Consider the following 15,792-nt stretch of genomic DNA (forward strand, 5'->3'; position numbering starts at 1 on the left):
TTATCGTTTCTCTCGTCTATGCCCTCCACTACCCTCAAGCTCCCCGAACTGTCCCTGGTGTTGCTCATTGGCACCTCCGGGGCGGGAAAAAGTACCTTTGCCCGCCGCCTGTTCGGGGCCACCGAAATCGTGTCGTCGGACCAGTGCCGGGCCCTGGTGGCCGATGACGAGAACGACCAGGCCGCCACGCCCGACGCCTTTGCCCTGCTCCACTACCTGGTCGGGGTGCGCCTGCGGCGCGGTCTGCTCACGGTTATCGACGCCACCAACGTGCAGCCCGAGGCCCGCAAAACCCTGGTGCAGCTGGCCCGTGACTACCACGTGCTGCCCGCCGCCATTATTCTGGACGTGCCCGACCGCCTGGCCGAAGACCGCAACCGCCACCGCACCGAGCGCCAGCACCTGGGCCGCCACGTAGTGCCCCAGCAGCGCCAGCAGCTGCGCCGCAGCCTCAAAACGCTGAAAGCCGAGGGCTTCCGCCACATCTACCACCTGCACGGCCCCGAGGAAATCGACGCGGTGCAGGCCGTGGTGCGCGAGCCCCTGCACAACAACCGCAAAGCCGAAACCGGCCCCTTCGACATCATCGGCGACGTGCACGGCTGCTACGCCGAGCTGGTGCAGCTGCTGACCAAGCTGGGCTACACCATTGAAGATGCGCCCGCCCACGACGTGCGCGACCTGGGAATACGCGTTACGGCCCCGGCCGGCCGCCGCGCCTTGTTTCTGGGTGATTTGGTGGACCGTGGCCCGGCCTCGCCCCAGGTCCTGCGCCTGGTAATGAGCATGGTGCGCGGCGGGCAGGCCCTATGCGTGCCCGGCAACCACGACATCAAGCTGCTGCGCTACCTGAACGGCAAGCCGGTAAACGAAAAGCACGGCTTTGCCGAAACGGTAACTCAGCTGGCCCGGGAGTCGGACACGTTCAAAAACCAGGTGCGCCAGTTTCTGGATGGCCTCGTGAGCCACTACGTGCTGGACGGCGGCCAGCTGGTGGTGGCCCACGCCGGCCTGCGCGAAGACATGCAGGGCCGGGGCTCGGGCGCGGTGCGGGCCTTTGCCCTGTTTGGCGAAACCACCGGGGAAATCGACGAGTTTGGCTTGCCCGTGCGCTACAACTGGGCCTCCGAGTACCGCGGCCGGGCCATGGTGGTCTACGGTCACACGCCCGTGCCCGAGGCCGAGTGGCTCAACAACACCATCGACATTGATACCGGCTGCGTGTTTGGCGGCCGCCTCACGGCCCTGCGCTACCCCGAGCGGGAGCTGGTGAGTGTGCCCGCCGCCGAGGTCTACTGTGAGCCGGTACGCCCACTCGATTACCTGCAACGCCTGGCCGAAGCCAACCACCAATCGGAAGCCCCGAACCAGCTCACGGCCCAGCAGCAGCACGACGAGCTGCTCGACATCCGGGACGTGACGGGCAAGCAGATCATCAAGACCCGTTTATTGCCCTCGGTGACGATTCGGGAGGAAAACGCCACGGCCGCCCTGGAGGTGATGTCGCGCTTTGCCCTCAACCCGAAGTGGCTGCTCTACCTGCCGCCCACCATGAGCCCCTCGGAAACCTCGGCCCTGCCCGATATGCTGGAGCACCCAGCCGAGGCCTTCGACTACTTCCGCCGCCAAGGCCTGGAGCGGGTGGTGTGCGAGGAAAAACATATGGGCAGCCGCGTGGTCGTGGTGCTGGCCCGGGACGAGGATGCCGCCCGCCGCCGCTTCGGCGTGGTGGGCGAAGGCGCGGGCAAGGTGTACACCCGCACCGGCCGCAACTTCTTCACCGACGCCCACCTGGAAACGGCTTTCCTGACCCGCCTGCAAGCGGCCCTGACTTCCAGCGGCTTCTGGGACAAGCTCCGCACCGACTGGCTCTGCCTCGACGCCGAGCTGCTGCCCTGGTCGGCCAAGGCCCAGGAGCTGATCCGGAACCAGTATGCCGCCGTAGCCGCGGCGGCCACGGCGGCCCTGCCCGAAGTAGCCGCCGTGCTGACCCAGGCCAACAGCCGGGGCCTCGACGGCGTGGAAGCCCTGCTGGCCCGCACCACGGCCCGCCACAGCGCCGCCCAGCACTACGCCGAAGCGTACCGCCGCTACTGCTGGCCCGTGGAAAGCCTGGACGATTTGCGCCTGGCGCCCTTTCATCTGCTGGCTACCGAGGGCCGCACCTACTTCGACAAAGACCACGCCTGGCACATGGAAACCCTGCGCGCCCTGAGTTTGGCCGACGACGCGCTGCTGCGGGCTACGCCCTACCGCGTGGTGCACCTGCAGGACATTGCCGACGTGGAAGCCGCCACCCAGTGGTGGACGGACCTGACGGCGGCCGGCGGGGAAGGCATGGTGGTGAAGCCCTACGAGTTTATCCCCGGAGGCCGCAAAAACCTGGTGCAGCCCGCCCTCAAGTGCCGGGGCCGGGAGTACCTGCGCATCATCTACGGCCCCGACTACCTGCTGCCCGGCAACCTGGAGCGCCTGCGCGAGCGGAACGTGAAAGGCAAGCGCAACCTGGCCCTGCGCGAGTTTGCCCTGGGTGTGGAAGGCCTGGAGCGGTTCGTGGCCGGGGCCCCGCTGCGCGAGGTGCACCAGTGCGTGTTCGGGGTGCTGGCCCTGGAAAGTGAGGCCGTGGACCCGCGTCTGTAGCTGAGCTGGTATTTCCCGCATGCATCGTCCTTTTCGACCTTTTGCTATCCTAGCGCTGCTGTTGGCGGGAATGGTGGGCTTCAATCTGTATCTGTCCGGCACTTTCGAGCGAAGCGCCGTATTAAATGCGCTGCGTAACCGCTACTACATCCCAGACCCGGAGTTTAAGCCTCTGCTGCGCCGCTTTCGGCAGCTGGAGTCGCTGTACAATGCAGATCCGGAAGCCTTGCCGATAGTGTACAAGGACTATTTCACCCTGCAGGAGGGGAGTTACTCTTATCAGAAGATCCACTACACCATTCGTTTGGCCCCCAAGGCGTTGGGATTACCTAAAAGTCAGGTGGTCCTGGCCAACCCGTTTGGACCGGAACGTTTTCCACTGTCCTTTTCCGTGCTGTACCAGGGCCACCTGCTGACGCTGTTCCGGCCGGGCTACTTTGCCTGTTACACCACCGACAGCCTGCGTCGTAACCAAGCGCTGGAGCGCCGGCTAAACACCCGTCGGTTTCGCTACCACTGGCTGATTAACGACCAGCTGATCGGGCTTTCGGGCACTCGTTATTTCGTTTTTAGCCCGACCGGCCGCTGGGAGCCTCTACGGCAGCCGCTGCCCCTGAGCCGGCAGCCCAAGCTCTTTGAGGATAAGCGCTACCTGGCCTGGATGACGTGCAACGGGGAATGGGGCGGCGAGGTGTATTTCTACGATAAGCAGCGGCGCATCTACTACCTGGCCCGGGCCACCTGTCCCAATTCCATTATTAAGCACAACGGGAGCTACTTCGTGCTGTCTTCGCTGGGGCACATGCTGGGCTCCTGCGACTGGCAGCAGATTGACGACCCGACCCGGCTCACGCGCTGGCAGGGCCCGACCAGGCCTCAGGACCGGGACTTTACCAATGACCGCGAAAACGCCATCCGGTCGGGCAAGACCCTTTTCGATTATCAGCAGATGGAGATGCTCTCGGCCTTCGTACTCAATGGGGAGCCGATGTTCATGGTAAACTGGCGCGGCAGCACCCTTCTGGCAACCTGGCAGAATGATGTCTTCACCATCGTCGACCCCTTGTTCAATGATGGCCTGTACACGCATACTCCGGTAACCACCACCTACGGACCCGGCCGAGTGCTGATGAATATCAACGCCGGCGACAACGTGGAAAGCGCCTGTATCCTGCTGGCCGACCGGCAGCTGGTCAAGATCAACTGGCACCCCGACCAGGTATCGGAGCCCACGATGATGCTCAATGACACCGTTTGGTCGCCCCTGGAAACCTACGCGCCTGCTGTTACCGATTCCGCTGAGGCCGTTTCCGAACCGTAATACGCTAGCCTACGCGGCGTTACTTCACCTGCATGGCCTGCTCCAGGTCGGAGAAGGGAATGATGGTTTTCACCCCGCTTTCGGCCACGGGCCACGACTGCACCACGGTTTCCACCGGCAGATTCCGGTCTTTGATGGCCTGGTAGAGGCCGGCCTGGCGGGCACTGGGCTTGCGGGGCACTCCGTCGCGCTTGATCCAGACTAAATCGTCCTCAAACAGCAGCTTTTCGGTCGGAAAATAGTAGATCAGGTAGTCGTTGGTATGGGCCGACTGGCTGCCGATAAAGTGAATCTGCATGCTGAACTGCCCGTCGGTAATAATCTGACTGGCAGTAATTTCCTGCACCTGTAGTGGGCGGGGCCGCCGCTGCAGGCTGTCGGGCTGCAGGGTGCGCGGGGCCTGGGCCAGGTAGCGCACGTAGGCCTCGTCGCCGGGGCCGCAGAGTACGGTGGCGCCTTGCTGCACGAAAGCCCGCACCCCACCCAGGTAGTGCGGATGGTAGTGGCCCAGAACAAAGTAGCGAATGGGCTTGCCGGGCGCAATCTTCTGGGCTTCCCGGATGATAAGCTCGCCGTTTTCCGGGCTCAGAGGCGCTTCGGCCACCACCAGAAAGTCGCGAAACTCGACCAGCAGCACCCGGTCGTCGGTGTGCCGCAGCTCCAGAAAATGCAGGTTGGGCCGGTAGTGCTGCACCGTTAGTTTCGGGGGCGTACCGGCCTCGGCCCGCACCTGATACCCCGCGGGCTTTTGGAGCAGCACCGGCGCTTCGGCGGTTAAAGCCACGGCCGAAACCGTCACCGTATCGTGCAGCTTCCCGTTGATTTTGTCAATGCTGACCGTCTTGGCGTAGCGAAACGAGCCGAAGCGGGTGTAGTCGCGGTAGGTATAGGTGGTGAGTACGTCGCCAAACAGGTCGTCGTGGCTGAGCACCTCGGCGCGCTCCACCAGCTTATCGCCCTTGCGGATAAAGAGCCGGACGATGGTCGTGGGCAGGCGCAGCTGGTGCTGCACCGCCCCCCCGGCCGCCTCCGATACCTGGACCGCCGCCTTCTGCTGCCGCAGCAGCTGCAGCAGCAGCACCGGCGAGTAGCGGGCCGAAGCCAGCAGCTGGGCCGTGCGCTGGGCCGGCGTCACGACTTTGGCCGGCTCCTGGTCGCCGTAGTCCAGCAACAGCAGCTCGTCGGCGCTGACCTGGGTTTTGGAATAATACGTTTTCGCGCCTTGCACCAGCGTATCCTGGCGCAGAAAGCCGGCCCCGCTCACCCAGGCCCGGCCCCGCTTGGCGTAGGTAGTCGGTTGCCAGGGGTACTGGCTGTGCTCCAGCTCGTGGGCCTGCTCCCGGTACGACAAGGCCGCGTACCCCGGGCCCAAACCGGCGCCTTGCCTAGCCCAGCATTGTTCCAGGTAGTTGGCCGGCTTGGCCAAGGTTACAACCGGCAACGACAGGAGTCCGGTCAGGAGTAATGTTTTAGCCAAACCGAGCATAAAAAAGTGTTTCGAGACATTAGCGAGCATAGGCCCGATGCATTTTAGCGCTAAACACGATGGGCAGCGTCCAGCGCTCGGCATAGGCCCGGCCGCGGCGGTATCTGGGAGTCCAGTGCGGCATCTGTTGCACTACCCGCAGGGCTTCCTGGTCGTGAGCAGGGTCGAGGCCGCGCTGCACAAAGGGCTTGCGCACCTGCCCGGTCGAGTCGATGGTAAAGCTCACGTAAACCCGGGCGTGTTTTCCTGGAACCGCGGGAGCCCGCTGCCAATCAATATGACTGTAGAGAAACCGGACCTGGGCCTCGGTACCGCCCGGAAATTCAGCCAGCCGGTTCCAGCGGCCGGTATGGTCCAGGCTGTCGGCTTTGTGGCGCGCCCGGCTGAAGAGCGTAGTCCCATACTCCTGCTCCAGCTGCCGCGTCATGACCGAGTCGTAACAGCCGTAGTAGCTGCGCGGCCGGTCATCCTCCACAAAGCGCCACTGAATACCATAGTCATCCGCTAACACGTCAACATAGCTGTTCTTCACCGGGAGAAATTCCCGGGAATGCAGCTCGTACCGGCCCCGGCGAAAGTCAGCCACCGCTGCTGCACAGCCTTGCTGGCAAGACGAGAGCCTGGAAACTTCTACCGGCTCCTTGATAGACTGCGGCAGCTGATGGCTTGCGGAGGAATTCTCGCGCCAGCCCCAACCAGCGAGCAACAACGCCCACTACTTACCCATACTCTTGTCCCGGGCCCCTTTGAACTCCGAGCCTGCGCGCCACTTCGGAAACGTGGTTTCACCGGCCAGCTTCTGGCCTACGCGCAGGTACAGCTCGGCGTCCTGGGCAATGCCGGTCAGGTCCCAGCTGGGGTCAAACTGGTCGGCGGGCTTGTGATACATGTTGGTGGTGTAGTTCTGGCGCTGCCGGGCAATGGCCTCCTTGCCGCCGGAGCGGCTCTCGAAGCCGCCGCTGGCGTAGAGGGAAGGCACGCCCACGTGGGCGAAGTTGAAGTGGTCGGAGCGGTAGAACATGCCGGTTTCGGGCGTCTGGTCGGGCAGCACGTAGCGGTCCTGCTCCTTGGCCGCAGCCCGGGCGTAGTCCTCCAGCTCCGACTGCCCGTAGCCGATGACGGTCAGATCCTTCATCGGCCCGTAGGGCCAGAGCATGTCCATATTCAGGTCGGCCACGGTTTTGTTCAGCGGAAACGGCGGGTGCTGGGCGTAGTAGGCCGAGCCCAGCAACCCCTGCTCCTCGGCCGTCACGGCCAGAAACACGATGCTGCGCCGGGGCTTTTCGGGGGCCTGCTGGAAGGCTTCGGCAATGCTGAGCAGGGCGGCCAGGCCGGTGCCGTCGTCCACGGCCCCGTTGTAGATAGAGTCGCCGGCTATGGCTTTGCCCACCCCGAAATGGTCCCAGTGGGCCGAGTAGATGATGTACTCGTCGGGGCGGGTGGTGCCGGGCAGCACGGCCAGCACGTTCTTGCTGGTCTGGCGGCGCAGCTGGTTCCGGATGCTGCCCGTCAGGGTGAGGCCGCCCAGCGCCCGGGGCCGGAAGCCTTTCTTGTTGGCCGCGGCGTAGAGTTGGTCGTAGCTCTGGCCGGCGGCGGCAAAGAGCTTTTTGGCCGCGTCCAGGGTCAGCCAGCCTTCCAGGGCGCACTTGTCGGCGCCTTTGTTGGCGGTTTGGGCGCGCAGCTTGGGGCTGACGGCCCCGCTCAGCACCACGCTCCAGGGGTAGGCGGCCGGCCGGGTGTCGTGCACGATGAGCACGGCGGCGGCCCCGTGGCGGGCGGCTTCCTCGTATTTGTAGGTCCAGCGGCCGTAGTAGGTCATGGCCTGGCCCTTGAAGAAGGTGGTGTCGTTGCCCGCATTGCCGGGGTCATTCACCAGCACCACTACGGTTTTGCCTTTCACGTCGAGGCCCGCGTAGTCGTCCCAGCCGTACTCGGGCGCCACCACGCCGTAGCCGGCAAACACCAGCGCGGAGTTGGCAACGCTGACCTGGGGCTGCTCGCGCTGGGTGAAAGTCACAAAGTCAGTCTTATACTGAAAGCTCAGATTCTGCCCCGCACTTTTGCCCTTGATCTGCAGCGTGGCGGCGGGCGTGCCGGTTATTTCCACCAGCGGCACCGCCTGGAAGTAGCTGCCGTTGGGGCCGGGCTGCAGGCCCAGGCGCTTAAACTGCTCGGCCAGGTAAGTGGTGCTACGCTCCTCACCCTGGGTGAAGGGCTTGCGGCCCAGCATCTCATCCGAGGAAACGGCCTGCAGGTACTTGCCAATGCTGGCCGCGCTGATGCCGGCGGGCACCGCAGCCGCGGCCGGCGGGGCGGGGGCACTGGCCGTTTCGGCCGTGGGCGGAGCCGCCGTAGTGGTGGCAGCGGGGCGGGGGTGGCAGCCGGCCAGGGCGAGGGTCAGCACGACAGCCGGCACCAGGGGCCGCAAAAAGGGAGTTGCTGGCAGAGGAAAAAGCATAAGACGGAATTCAGGTGAGGGCGCGCCGGGTTGCGGCCCGGAAATGTAAGGCAAAGTAGCCAGCCACCGTACGCCCCGCCCCTATTTCCCGAAGCAAGGGCCGGGTTCCGACTGCTCAGTCTACATCGTCGCACTCCGAGTCTATGCGTACAAACAGCTGGTCGAACTGCTTATAGAGCTCCGCGGTGGGCTCGGGGCGGGCCATCTGCTCGTTGACGCAGTTCCACCAGGCAAACGTGAGCAGGTCGATTTTGGCGTAAGTAAGCCAGTTGGCATCGGCGGCCTGGTCCAGGTAGCGGGCCATGATGGCGTCGGGGCGGCCGTTCTGCTGTTGGCGCTCCTGAGTGTAGCGGTGCCAGTCGCGTCGGGTCAGGCTGTCGTTGCCGGTGGCCAGGCCTCGCACGAGCGGCTGGCAGGTTGCCGAGCCGGTCAGCAGCACCTCGGGCCGGGCAAAGGCCTGCATGGCCAGGCGAATGGCCCGGTACTCTTCCTCCAGCTCCCGCTGGCGGGCCTGCTTGAGCTGCTCCCACACTGGCCGGCCCACTACGGCGAGGCCTGCCAGGTGCTGGCGGGCCCGGCGGTAGTGGTCGTCCAGCGAGTCCAGATTCATCCGCTCCACCCCGGCCGGCTGAAAAGGCAGGGGGTTGTAGTACCGCAGCGCGCTGTTATTCAGCACCTCCCAGGTGCCATCGAGCTCGGCTTTGCGGTAGCGACCCGGGCTGTAGCGGCCGGTATACCGGCAGACGTCCGACTCCCAGACGTAGGTAGCCAGCGTATCGGCCGGCGCCGAAGATACCGGCCCAGGAGTCGGGGAAGCGGGCGGGGTAGCTGGCCGGGCGGCCTGCCGGGCCGGCGTATCGGGTGAGCAGGCCACCAGCACGCTCAGCAGCAAATAAAAGGCGGGGCGGTAATGGGTGGCAGGCACGAGAATAATCGTTGACGAAACCAAGGCGAGAATACAGGCCGCCAAATATACGTGCCCGTTTTGTTCAGCTTCCGGATTCTGCGCGCGACTTTGGACTTGTTCCGGCTGGTTTCGGCTACTTTTAACGTTCCTTTCAGCCGCTCGCGCCTCGGGCCGGGCTATTTCCCGCCTGCTATGCTTGCCCGCATTTCCGCCGTCCTCACTGAGCTCGAAGCCACCCACGGCATCCGCATCCTGTACGCGGCCGAGGCCGGCAGCCGCGCCTGGGGCTTCCCCTCGCCCCACTCCGACTACGACGTACGCTTTATCTACTGCCACCCGGCGGCCTGGTACCTCACGCTCGACGACGAGGCCGATACGCTCAACTTCCCGGTAGAAGCACTGCTCGACCTTGGGGGCTGGGAGCTGCGCAAAACCCTCCGGCTGCTGCGCGCCTCCAACGCGGCCCTGTTTGAGTGGCTGCAGTCGCCCATCGTCTACCACCAGGTGCCGGACTTTGCCGCCGGCCTAGCCCCGCTGCTGCCCCGCGCGTTCAATCTGCGCGCCGGCCTGCACCACTACCTGGGTCTGGTCCGCAAAGGCCTGGAAACCGACCTCGCCACCGGGCAGGTCCGGCTGAAACGCTTGTTCTATATGCTGCGCCCGGCCCTGGCAGTCCGCTGGATTTTCGAGCGCCACAGCCTGCCACCCATGCAGTTCGATGCCTTGTGCGTGCTGCTGCCTACAGAGCTGGCGGCGGAAGTGCAGGAGCTGCTGCGCGTAAAATCCCAGGCCGACGAAAAAGCCGCAGTTGTGCCCTCGGCGGCCCTGGTGGCGTTTCTGCACGCCGAGTATGCCGTCGGCAGCACCCTCCGCGACACGCTGCCCGCCCTGCCGGGCCCGCCGCCCACGCCGGAACTCAACGCGCTGTTTCAGCACTGGCTTGCCGCTTCCTTTCCCATTTCCCAGCCGACTCCGGGCGCTTTTTACTAGCCTACCTGATGGATATTGCCTACCTGCGCCAGCACCAGCTGATTATTTTCGAAACCGTAAGTGGCAGCCGCGCCTACGGCACCAACCTGCCTCACTCCGATACCGACCTGAAAGGGGTGTTTGTATTGCCGGAGCGCGACTTCTACGGCCTCGACTACGTAGCCCAGGTAGCCAACGACACCAACGACGAGGTGTTCTATGAGCTGCGCCGCTTTGTGGAGCTGCTGCTCAAAAACAACCCCACGGCCCTGGAAATCCTGGCCTCCCCGGCCGACTGCATCCGCTACCAGCACCCGCTGTTTGCCGCCTTTCAGCCCACCGATTTTCTGTCCCGGCTCTGCCGCCAAACCTTTGCGGAGTACGCCATAGCCCAGATTCGTAAGGCCAAGGGCCTGAACAAGAAAATCAACAACCCGGAGCCGCCGGCCCGTAAGGCAGTGCTGGACTTCTGCTACGTAACCGTGGGGGCCGGGGCCATGCCGGTGGCCAAATGGCTGGCGCGCCAGGGCCTGCGGGCCGCGCAGTGCGGCCTGGCCAACGTGCCCCACCTGACCGACCTCTACGCCCTGTTTGTGGACCCAGCCCCGGCCGCCCCGCTGGGCTACCGGGGTCTGCTGCGCGACGAGGCCACTTCCAACGACGTGCTGCTGTCGGCCGTGCCCAAGGGTGAGGAGCCTGTAGCTTACCTGTCATTTAACCGTAACGGCTACTCCACCTACTGCCGCGTCTACAAGGAGTACTGGGACTGGGTGGCGCGCCGCAACGTGGAGCGCTACGAAAACACGGTGCAGCACGGCAAAAACTACGATGCCAAAAACATGCTGCACGTGTTCCGGCTCCTGCGCACGGCCCTGGAAATAGCCACGACCGGGCAGCTGCTCGTGCGCCGACCCGACCGGGAGTTTCTGCTCCAGATCCGGCGCGGCGCCTTCGAGTACGACTACCTGGTAACCGAGGCTCAGGCCCTGGTCGAGCAGGTAGATGCCGCGTTTGCAGCGTCCGGCCTGCCCGAAGTGCCCGATACGGCGGCGGCCACGGAGCGGCTGCGCCGGGTGCGGCAGCAGTTTTACGCCGCTGCCGCCCGCTAGGGCTTACCTAAAACCGGCTGCGCGAGCCGCTGGCTTTGTGGGTGAGCTTGGGCAGCCGAAACCAGCTTGTGGTCCGCTTACGCTTGGCCCCGCGGTAGGCCTTATAATTGGGACGGTGCACGTACACCCGGCCTTTGGCTTTGGCCCGGGCGTAGGCAGTGGGACGGGCAGCCAGGGCATCGGCCGTCAAAAACAGGAACAAGACGCCAAACAACAACAGCACTTTAGTCATCAGAAGAAAGGTTGGTGTAGCAGAAGAACTGTATTTGCCCTAAAATTATTGTGCAGGGCTGGCAATCAGCGGCTTCCCGCGGGCAGTGGCACCAGTAAATGCTTTTAGCAGCCCCGGGCGCCGCCTTTTTTGGCCGTAATGCCCATCGGCGTGTATATTCGTCACTTATCCTCTGCCCTGCCCCATGCCCGCCCTTCCCGCCTCACCCGACTCTTTGGCCGCTCAGCTGCAACAGGAGCAGACCCGGCGCCTGCAAGCCGAGGCCCGGGTAGCGGCCCTGGAGCAACAGCTGGCCCAGAGCCAGGCCACTGCGCAGCGCACCCACACCCGCCTGGCCTCGCTGGTGCAGAACCTGCGCCTGGGCTTTATGCTCGTCGACGACAACGGCATGGTGGAGCTGGTCAACCAGCGCTACTGCGAGCTGTTTGGCCTTGAAGACGTGTCGGCCCAGGCCACGCCGCTGGCGGGCATGGAAGTAGCCGCCCGCATCCGCCACAAGTTTCAGGACCCGGAAGCCTACCTGGCCCGGGCCGCCGCCATTCGGGCCCAGGGCCAGTCGGTGCTGAACGAGGAGCTGGTGCTGGCCGACGGCCGCGTGCTGGAGCGCGACTACCTGGTGCTCGACAGCGTGATGGCCGGCCGCCTGGTGTGCTACCGCGACGTGACCGAGCGCCACCAGCGCGAGGCCCAGCTGCGCACGGTTTCGCTTATTGCCGAGCAAAACCCCAACCCCGTGCTGCGCCTGGCCCACGACGGGCAGCTGGTATATGCCAACCCCGCCGCGGCCCCGCTGGTAGCAGCCCTGCACCAGGAGCAGGCCCTGCACCACCAGCTCCGGGCATTGGTGACGGCGGCCCTGACCACGGCCAATGCCCAGCAGCAGGAAATCAGCGTGGGCGACCAGCACTTTCTGCTGCGGGTAGTGCCCGTGCCCCAGCAGCAGTACACCACCCTGTACCTGGTCGATATTACGGCCCGCCGCCAGGCCGAGCAGCAGCTGGCCGAGCAGCAGGAGTTCTACGAAACCATCCTGAAAGAGCTGCCCGTGGGCGTATCGGTGTTTGATGCCCAGCACCGCTACCTGTTTGCCAATGCCAACGTGCTGCCCGACGAGGCCACCCGCCAGTGGATGATCGGCAAGGACAACTTTGAAGTCACGGCGCACCGCGGGCGGCCCCGGGCCCTGGCCGAGCAGCGCCACCAGATGTTCCAGTGGGCCGTGGCCAACCGGCGCGACATGCAGTGGGAGGAAACGGTGGAAGAAACAACCGGTACTTTTCACGTGCTGCGCCGCTTCCACCCCATTTTCAACCCCGACGGCAGCCTGCGCCTGCTGGTAGCCTACGGCCTCGACATCACGGCCCGCCGCCAGGCCGAGCAGCAGCTAGCCGAGCAGCGCGAGTTCTACGAGGCCATTCTGGATGAGCTGCCCGTGGGTGTGGCCGTGTTTGATGCCCAGCACCGCTACCTGTTTTCCAACCCCGCCGTGCTCAGCGACGAGGCCACCCGCCAGTGGATGATCGGCAAGGACAATTTCGAGTCGGTGGCCTACCGCGGGCGGCCCCGCGCTCTGGCCGAGCAGCGGCAGCAGATGTTTGAGCAGGCCATCCGCGAAGCCCGGGACGTGGAGTGGGAAGAAACTGTGGAAGACCAGCACGGCCGCTTTCATCACATGCTGCGGCGGTTCCGCCCCGTTTTCAACGACAACGGCAGCCTGCGCATGATGGTCTCGCACGGCCTGGACGTGACCGAGCGCAACCGCGCCGAGCAGCAGCTGGCCGAGCAGCGCGAGTTCTACGAAACCATTCTCAACGAGCTGCCCGCCGATATTGGCGTCTTCGATACCCAGCACCGCTACCTGTATGTTAATCCGGTCGGCATCAAAAACCCTGAGGTGCGGGCCTGGATTATCGGCAAGGACCACTTCGAGTACTGCGCCTACCGCCAGCGGCCCCTGGAGCTGGCCGAGCAGCGTAAGCGCATGTTCGACGAGGTAATCGGGGAGCGGCGCCGCGTGACGCACGAGGAAACGGTGCAGACGCCCGAGGGGCCGCGCCGCCTGCTGCGCATGATGCAGCCCGTGTTCAACCCCGACGGCTCGGTGCGCCTGATTGTGGCCTACGGCCTTGATATAACCGAGCGGCACCATGCCGAGCAGCAGCTGGCCGAGCAGCAGAAGTTCGTGCAGCAGATTGTCGACACGTCGCCGTACTTTCTGTACGTGACCGATACGACCGGCCGGCCGGTGTTTACCAACGTCAGCTTTGCCGATATTCTGACCCGCAGCCACCACCTGCAGACGGCCACCTCCGACGACACGCCCGAGGCGGCCGAGCTGCGCCAGCTCACGGCCTGGAATGACGTGGTTATTGCCACCGGGGAGGAAGTGTCGGGTGAAATGCCCTTCACGCTGGCCTCGGGCGAGGTGCGGCAGCTGCAGGTGGTGAAACGCCCCTTGCAGCGGCCCAACGGCACCACGGAGGTGCTTACCGTCTGCGCCGACATTACGGAGCTGAAGCGCGCCAAGCGCGAGGCGGAAGCCGCGGCTACGGCCCGGGAAAACTTCCTGGCCAACATGAGCCACGAGATTCGCACGCCCATGAACGGCGTGCTGGGCATGGCCGGCCTGCTCACGCGCACCCCGCTGAGTGCGCAGCAGCAGGAATACGTGGCCATTATCCGCAACTCGGGCACCCACCTGCTGGGCCTGCTGAACGACATTCTGGATGTGGCCAAAATCACCTCGGGCAAGCTGGAGCTGGAGCAGATTCCCTTCGACGTAAACCAGACCCTGCAGACCGTGGGGCAAACCATGAGCTACCAGGCGGCCGGCAAGGGCCTGAGCTTCAGCATCGAGCCGGTGGCGCTGCCCCGGGCGGCCGTGCTCAGCGACCCGCAGCGCCTGAGTCAGGTACTGCTCAACCTGCTCAGCAACAGCCTCAAGTTCACGGAGCGCGGCGGCATTACCCTCAGCGGCCGCCTGCTGGCCGAAACCGAGGACACGCTCACCATTGGCTTTCTGGTAACCGATACCGGCCTGGGCGTGGCTGCCGATAAGCAGGAGGCCATTTTCTCGACTTTCACCCAGGCTTACGCCGATACCAGCCGCCGCTTTGGAGGCTCGGGCCTGGGCCTCTCCATCAGCAGCAGCCTGGTCGAGCAGCTGGGCGGCCACCTGCTCATGTGCAGCGTGCCCGACCAGGGCACCTCCTTCGGCTTTACCCTGTGCTTGCAGAAGGCCCCGGCCGAAGCCCTCGACACCACCTCGCCGGCCGGGCAGGAAGAAGATCTGGCCCAGGCCAGCGCCGCCATGCGGGGCCTGCGCGTGCTGCTGGTGGAAGACCACGACGTGAACCGGCAGCTGGCCCAGCTGGTGCTCGAAAGCTACGAAGTGGTGGTAGAAACGGCCACCGACGGCGGCGCGGCGCTGGCCTTGTTCGAGCACAACCCCTACGACGTGATTCTGATGGATATCCAGATGCCGGGCATGAACGGGCTGGAAGCTACGGCCCGCATCCGGCAGCACCCCGACGTGGCCCGGTCCCAGACGCCCATCATTGCCCTGACGGCCAACGCCTTTCTGGCCGACAATGAGAAATACCTGGCCGCGGGCATGAACGACTGTCTGGCCAAGCCCTTCGAGGCCACTGATCTGGTGCGGAAGATTCTGGTGCTGCACCGGGCCGATGCCCGCCCCAGCCAGCCCCTGTTTGCCCTCGACGACCTGCAGCGCATGGCCCGCGGCAACCCGGCCTTCCTGCGCCGCATTCTCGACTCCTTCCTGACTCATACCCCGGCGATGGTGCAGGACCTGCAGGATGCCGCCACCAGCGCCGACTGGCCGCGGGTTTCGGCCGTGGCGCACCGCATCAAGCCTTCGCTGAAGCTGCTGATGGCCCAGGAGCTGCTGCCCTACATTGCCACCCTGGAAGAGACCCAGGCCCCCACCGATGCCCGCACCGCGGCGGCTCAGCACCTGCATCAGCTGCTCTCGCAACTGCTCTGGCAGATACAGCACCACGTTTCCAACATGCCCACCGACCCGGCTTAGCAGCTTTTGCGGGCACAGCAAGGCCCCGGACTTCAGGAAAGTCCGGGGCCTTGCTGTGGGTGGGCTTATGCGGTGCGGTAGCCCGGGTGGGTATTAGCGCAGCGTCTCGGAGCCGGGGAGCACGAATTTATTGACGGTGGCATCAGCCTTTCCGCTGCGCACCAACTCGGCCACTTTGTGTACGGCTTGCAGAAACCGCTCGTAGTCGAATGGCTTGACCAGATAGTCGGCGACCCGCAACTCGAAGGCTTCCCAGGCAAAGTTCTCGTGGGCCGTGGTGAGCACCACGTGGGGCGGCTCGGGCAGCAGGCGGAGCATGTCGAGCCCGTTCAGATCGGGCATTTCCACGTCTAGAAACAGGACATCGACGCGGCGGCCGGTGCTGAAAAAGCTCAGGCCCTCAACGCTGCCCGACAACGAGGCCTCTACGCGCAGCAAGCCGCTGAGCTCAACGTAGTGCTCCAAAGTAAGCCGATTGATTTCGTCGTCATCCAGAATAGCGCACGTTAGCAAGGTGGGCTCGGCGGCAGATTGTGGCAGCATAATAAAACAGTATAAAGTACCGGGGCAACCCAGAAACCTGGCGGGCAAAGTAGACCGGTAACCAACAGAATTCTAG

Annotated in this window: 11 protein-coding genes; 5 read left to right on the top strand and 6 right to left on the bottom strand. The window is 64.7% G+C overall.

Annotated elements, in window-relative coordinates:
- Window positions 1–18 precede the first annotated feature (18 nt).
- Window positions 19–2,640: a polynucleotide kinase-phosphatase gene (locus LGH70_RS05555; protein ID WP_226183487.1), complete on the top strand. Its 2,622-nt coding sequence runs from the start codon at window positions 19–21 to the stop codon at window positions 2,638–2,640.
- Between the two features lie 19 nt (window positions 2,641–2,659).
- On the top strand, window positions 2,660–3,961 hold the full coding sequence (locus LGH70_RS05560) for a hypothetical protein (RefSeq protein WP_226183489.1): 1,302 nt from the start codon (window positions 2,660–2,662) through the stop codon (window positions 3,959–3,961).
- Between the two features lie 19 nt (window positions 3,962–3,980).
- Here the strand turns inward: LGH70_RS05560 and LGH70_RS05565 are convergent, their stop codons facing one another.
- From LGH70_RS05565 to LGH70_RS05580, 4 genes are all read right to left on the bottom strand, one after another.
- On the bottom strand, window positions 3,981–5,438 hold the full coding sequence (locus tag LGH70_RS05565; RefSeq protein WP_226183491.1) for an MBL fold metallo-hydrolase: 1,458 nt from the start codon (window positions 5,436–5,438) through the stop codon (window positions 3,981–3,983).
- Window positions 5,439–5,466: 28 nt separating this feature from the next.
- The gene (locus LGH70_RS05570) at window positions 5,467–5,979 is read right to left on the bottom strand and encodes an energy transducer TonB (RefSeq protein ID WP_226183493.1); all 513 of its coding nucleotides are present in this window, start codon (window positions 5,977–5,979) and stop codon (window positions 5,467–5,469) included.
- A 183-nt stretch (window positions 5,980–6,162) separates the two neighbouring features.
- Window positions 6,163–7,905: a M28 family metallopeptidase gene (locus LGH70_RS05575; protein WP_226183495.1), complete on the bottom strand. Its 1,743-nt coding sequence runs from the start codon at window positions 7,903–7,905 to the stop codon at window positions 6,163–6,165.
- Window positions 7,906–8,020: 115 nt separating this feature from the next.
- A complete protein-coding gene (locus LGH70_RS05580; RefSeq protein ID WP_226183497.1) occupies window positions 8,021–8,830 on the bottom strand; it encodes a hypothetical protein in 810 nt (269 codons plus the stop codon).
- A gap of 174 nt (window positions 8,831–9,004) precedes the next feature.
- On the opposite strand from LGH70_RS05580, the gene LGH70_RS05585 reads away from it, so the two are divergent.
- Together LGH70_RS05585 and LGH70_RS05590 are read left to right on the top strand one after the other, a co-directional pair.
- Complete coding sequence (locus tag LGH70_RS05585; protein ID WP_226183498.1) at window positions 9,005–9,802, top strand: nucleotidyltransferase domain-containing protein; 798 nt, start codon at window positions 9,005–9,007, stop codon at window positions 9,800–9,802.
- 8 nt (window positions 9,803–9,810) lie between these two features.
- Entirely contained in the window at window positions 9,811–10,890 is a 1,080-nt protein-coding gene (locus LGH70_RS05590; protein WP_226183500.1) for a DNA polymerase beta superfamily protein, read from the top strand.
- 7 nt (window positions 10,891–10,897) lie between these two features.
- Here the strand turns inward: LGH70_RS05590 and LGH70_RS05595 are convergent, their stop codons facing one another.
- The gene (locus tag LGH70_RS05595) at window positions 10,898–11,122 is read right to left on the bottom strand and encodes a hypothetical protein (RefSeq protein WP_226183501.1); all 225 of its coding nucleotides are present in this window, start codon (window positions 11,120–11,122) and stop codon (window positions 10,898–10,900) included.
- Between the two features lie 184 nt (window positions 11,123–11,306).
- Between LGH70_RS05595 and LGH70_RS05600 the strand changes: the two genes are divergently transcribed.
- Complete coding sequence (locus LGH70_RS05600; protein ID WP_226183502.1) at window positions 11,307–15,173, top strand: PAS domain-containing protein; 3,867 nt, start codon at window positions 11,307–11,309, stop codon at window positions 15,171–15,173.
- Between the two features lie 93 nt (window positions 15,174–15,266).
- Here LGH70_RS05600 and LGH70_RS05605 read toward each other — a convergent pair whose 3' ends face one another.
- The gene (locus LGH70_RS05605; protein WP_226183503.1) at window positions 15,267–15,716 is read right to left on the bottom strand and encodes a LytR/AlgR family response regulator transcription factor; all 450 of its coding nucleotides are present in this window, start codon (window positions 15,714–15,716) and stop codon (window positions 15,267–15,269) included.
- Window positions 15,717–15,792: the final 76 nt, after the last annotated feature.

The sequence above is a fragment of the Hymenobacter nitidus genome (assembly GCF_020447315.1).
Classification (GTDB): domain Bacteria; phylum Bacteroidota; class Bacteroidia; order Cytophagales; family Hymenobacteraceae; genus Hymenobacter; species Hymenobacter nitidus.

Bases quoted from the DNA above. Each gene is read 5' to 3' on its own strand.
- LGH70_RS05585 (WP_226183498.1), top strand. From the start codon at position 9,005: ATGCTTGCCCGCATTTCCGCCGTCCTCACTGAGCTCGAAGCCACCCAC.
- LGH70_RS05590 (WP_226183500.1), top strand. From the start codon at position 9,811: ATGGATATTGCCTACCTGCGCCAGCACCAGCTGATTATTTTCGAAACC.
- LGH70_RS05555 (WP_226183487.1), top strand. From the start codon at position 19: ATGCCCTCCACTACCCTCAAGCTCCCCGAACTGTCCCTGGTGTTGCTC.
- LGH70_RS05595 (WP_226183501.1), bottom strand. From the start codon at position 11,122: ATGACTAAAGTGCTGTTGTTGTTTGGCGTCTTGTTCCTGTTTTTGACG.
- LGH70_RS05560 (WP_226183489.1), top strand. From the start codon at position 2,660: ATGCATCGTCCTTTTCGACCTTTTGCTATCCTAGCGCTGCTGTTGGCG.
- LGH70_RS05575 (WP_226183495.1), bottom strand. From the start codon at position 7,905: ATGCTTTTTCCTCTGCCAGCAACTCCCTTTTTGCGGCCCCTGGTGCCG.
- LGH70_RS05605 (WP_226183503.1), bottom strand. From the start codon at position 15,716: ATGCTGCCACAATCTGCCGCCGAGCCCACCTTGCTAACGTGCGCTATT.
- LGH70_RS05600 (WP_226183502.1), top strand. From the start codon at position 11,307: ATGCCCGCCCTTCCCGCCTCACCCGACTCTTTGGCCGCTCAGCTGCAA.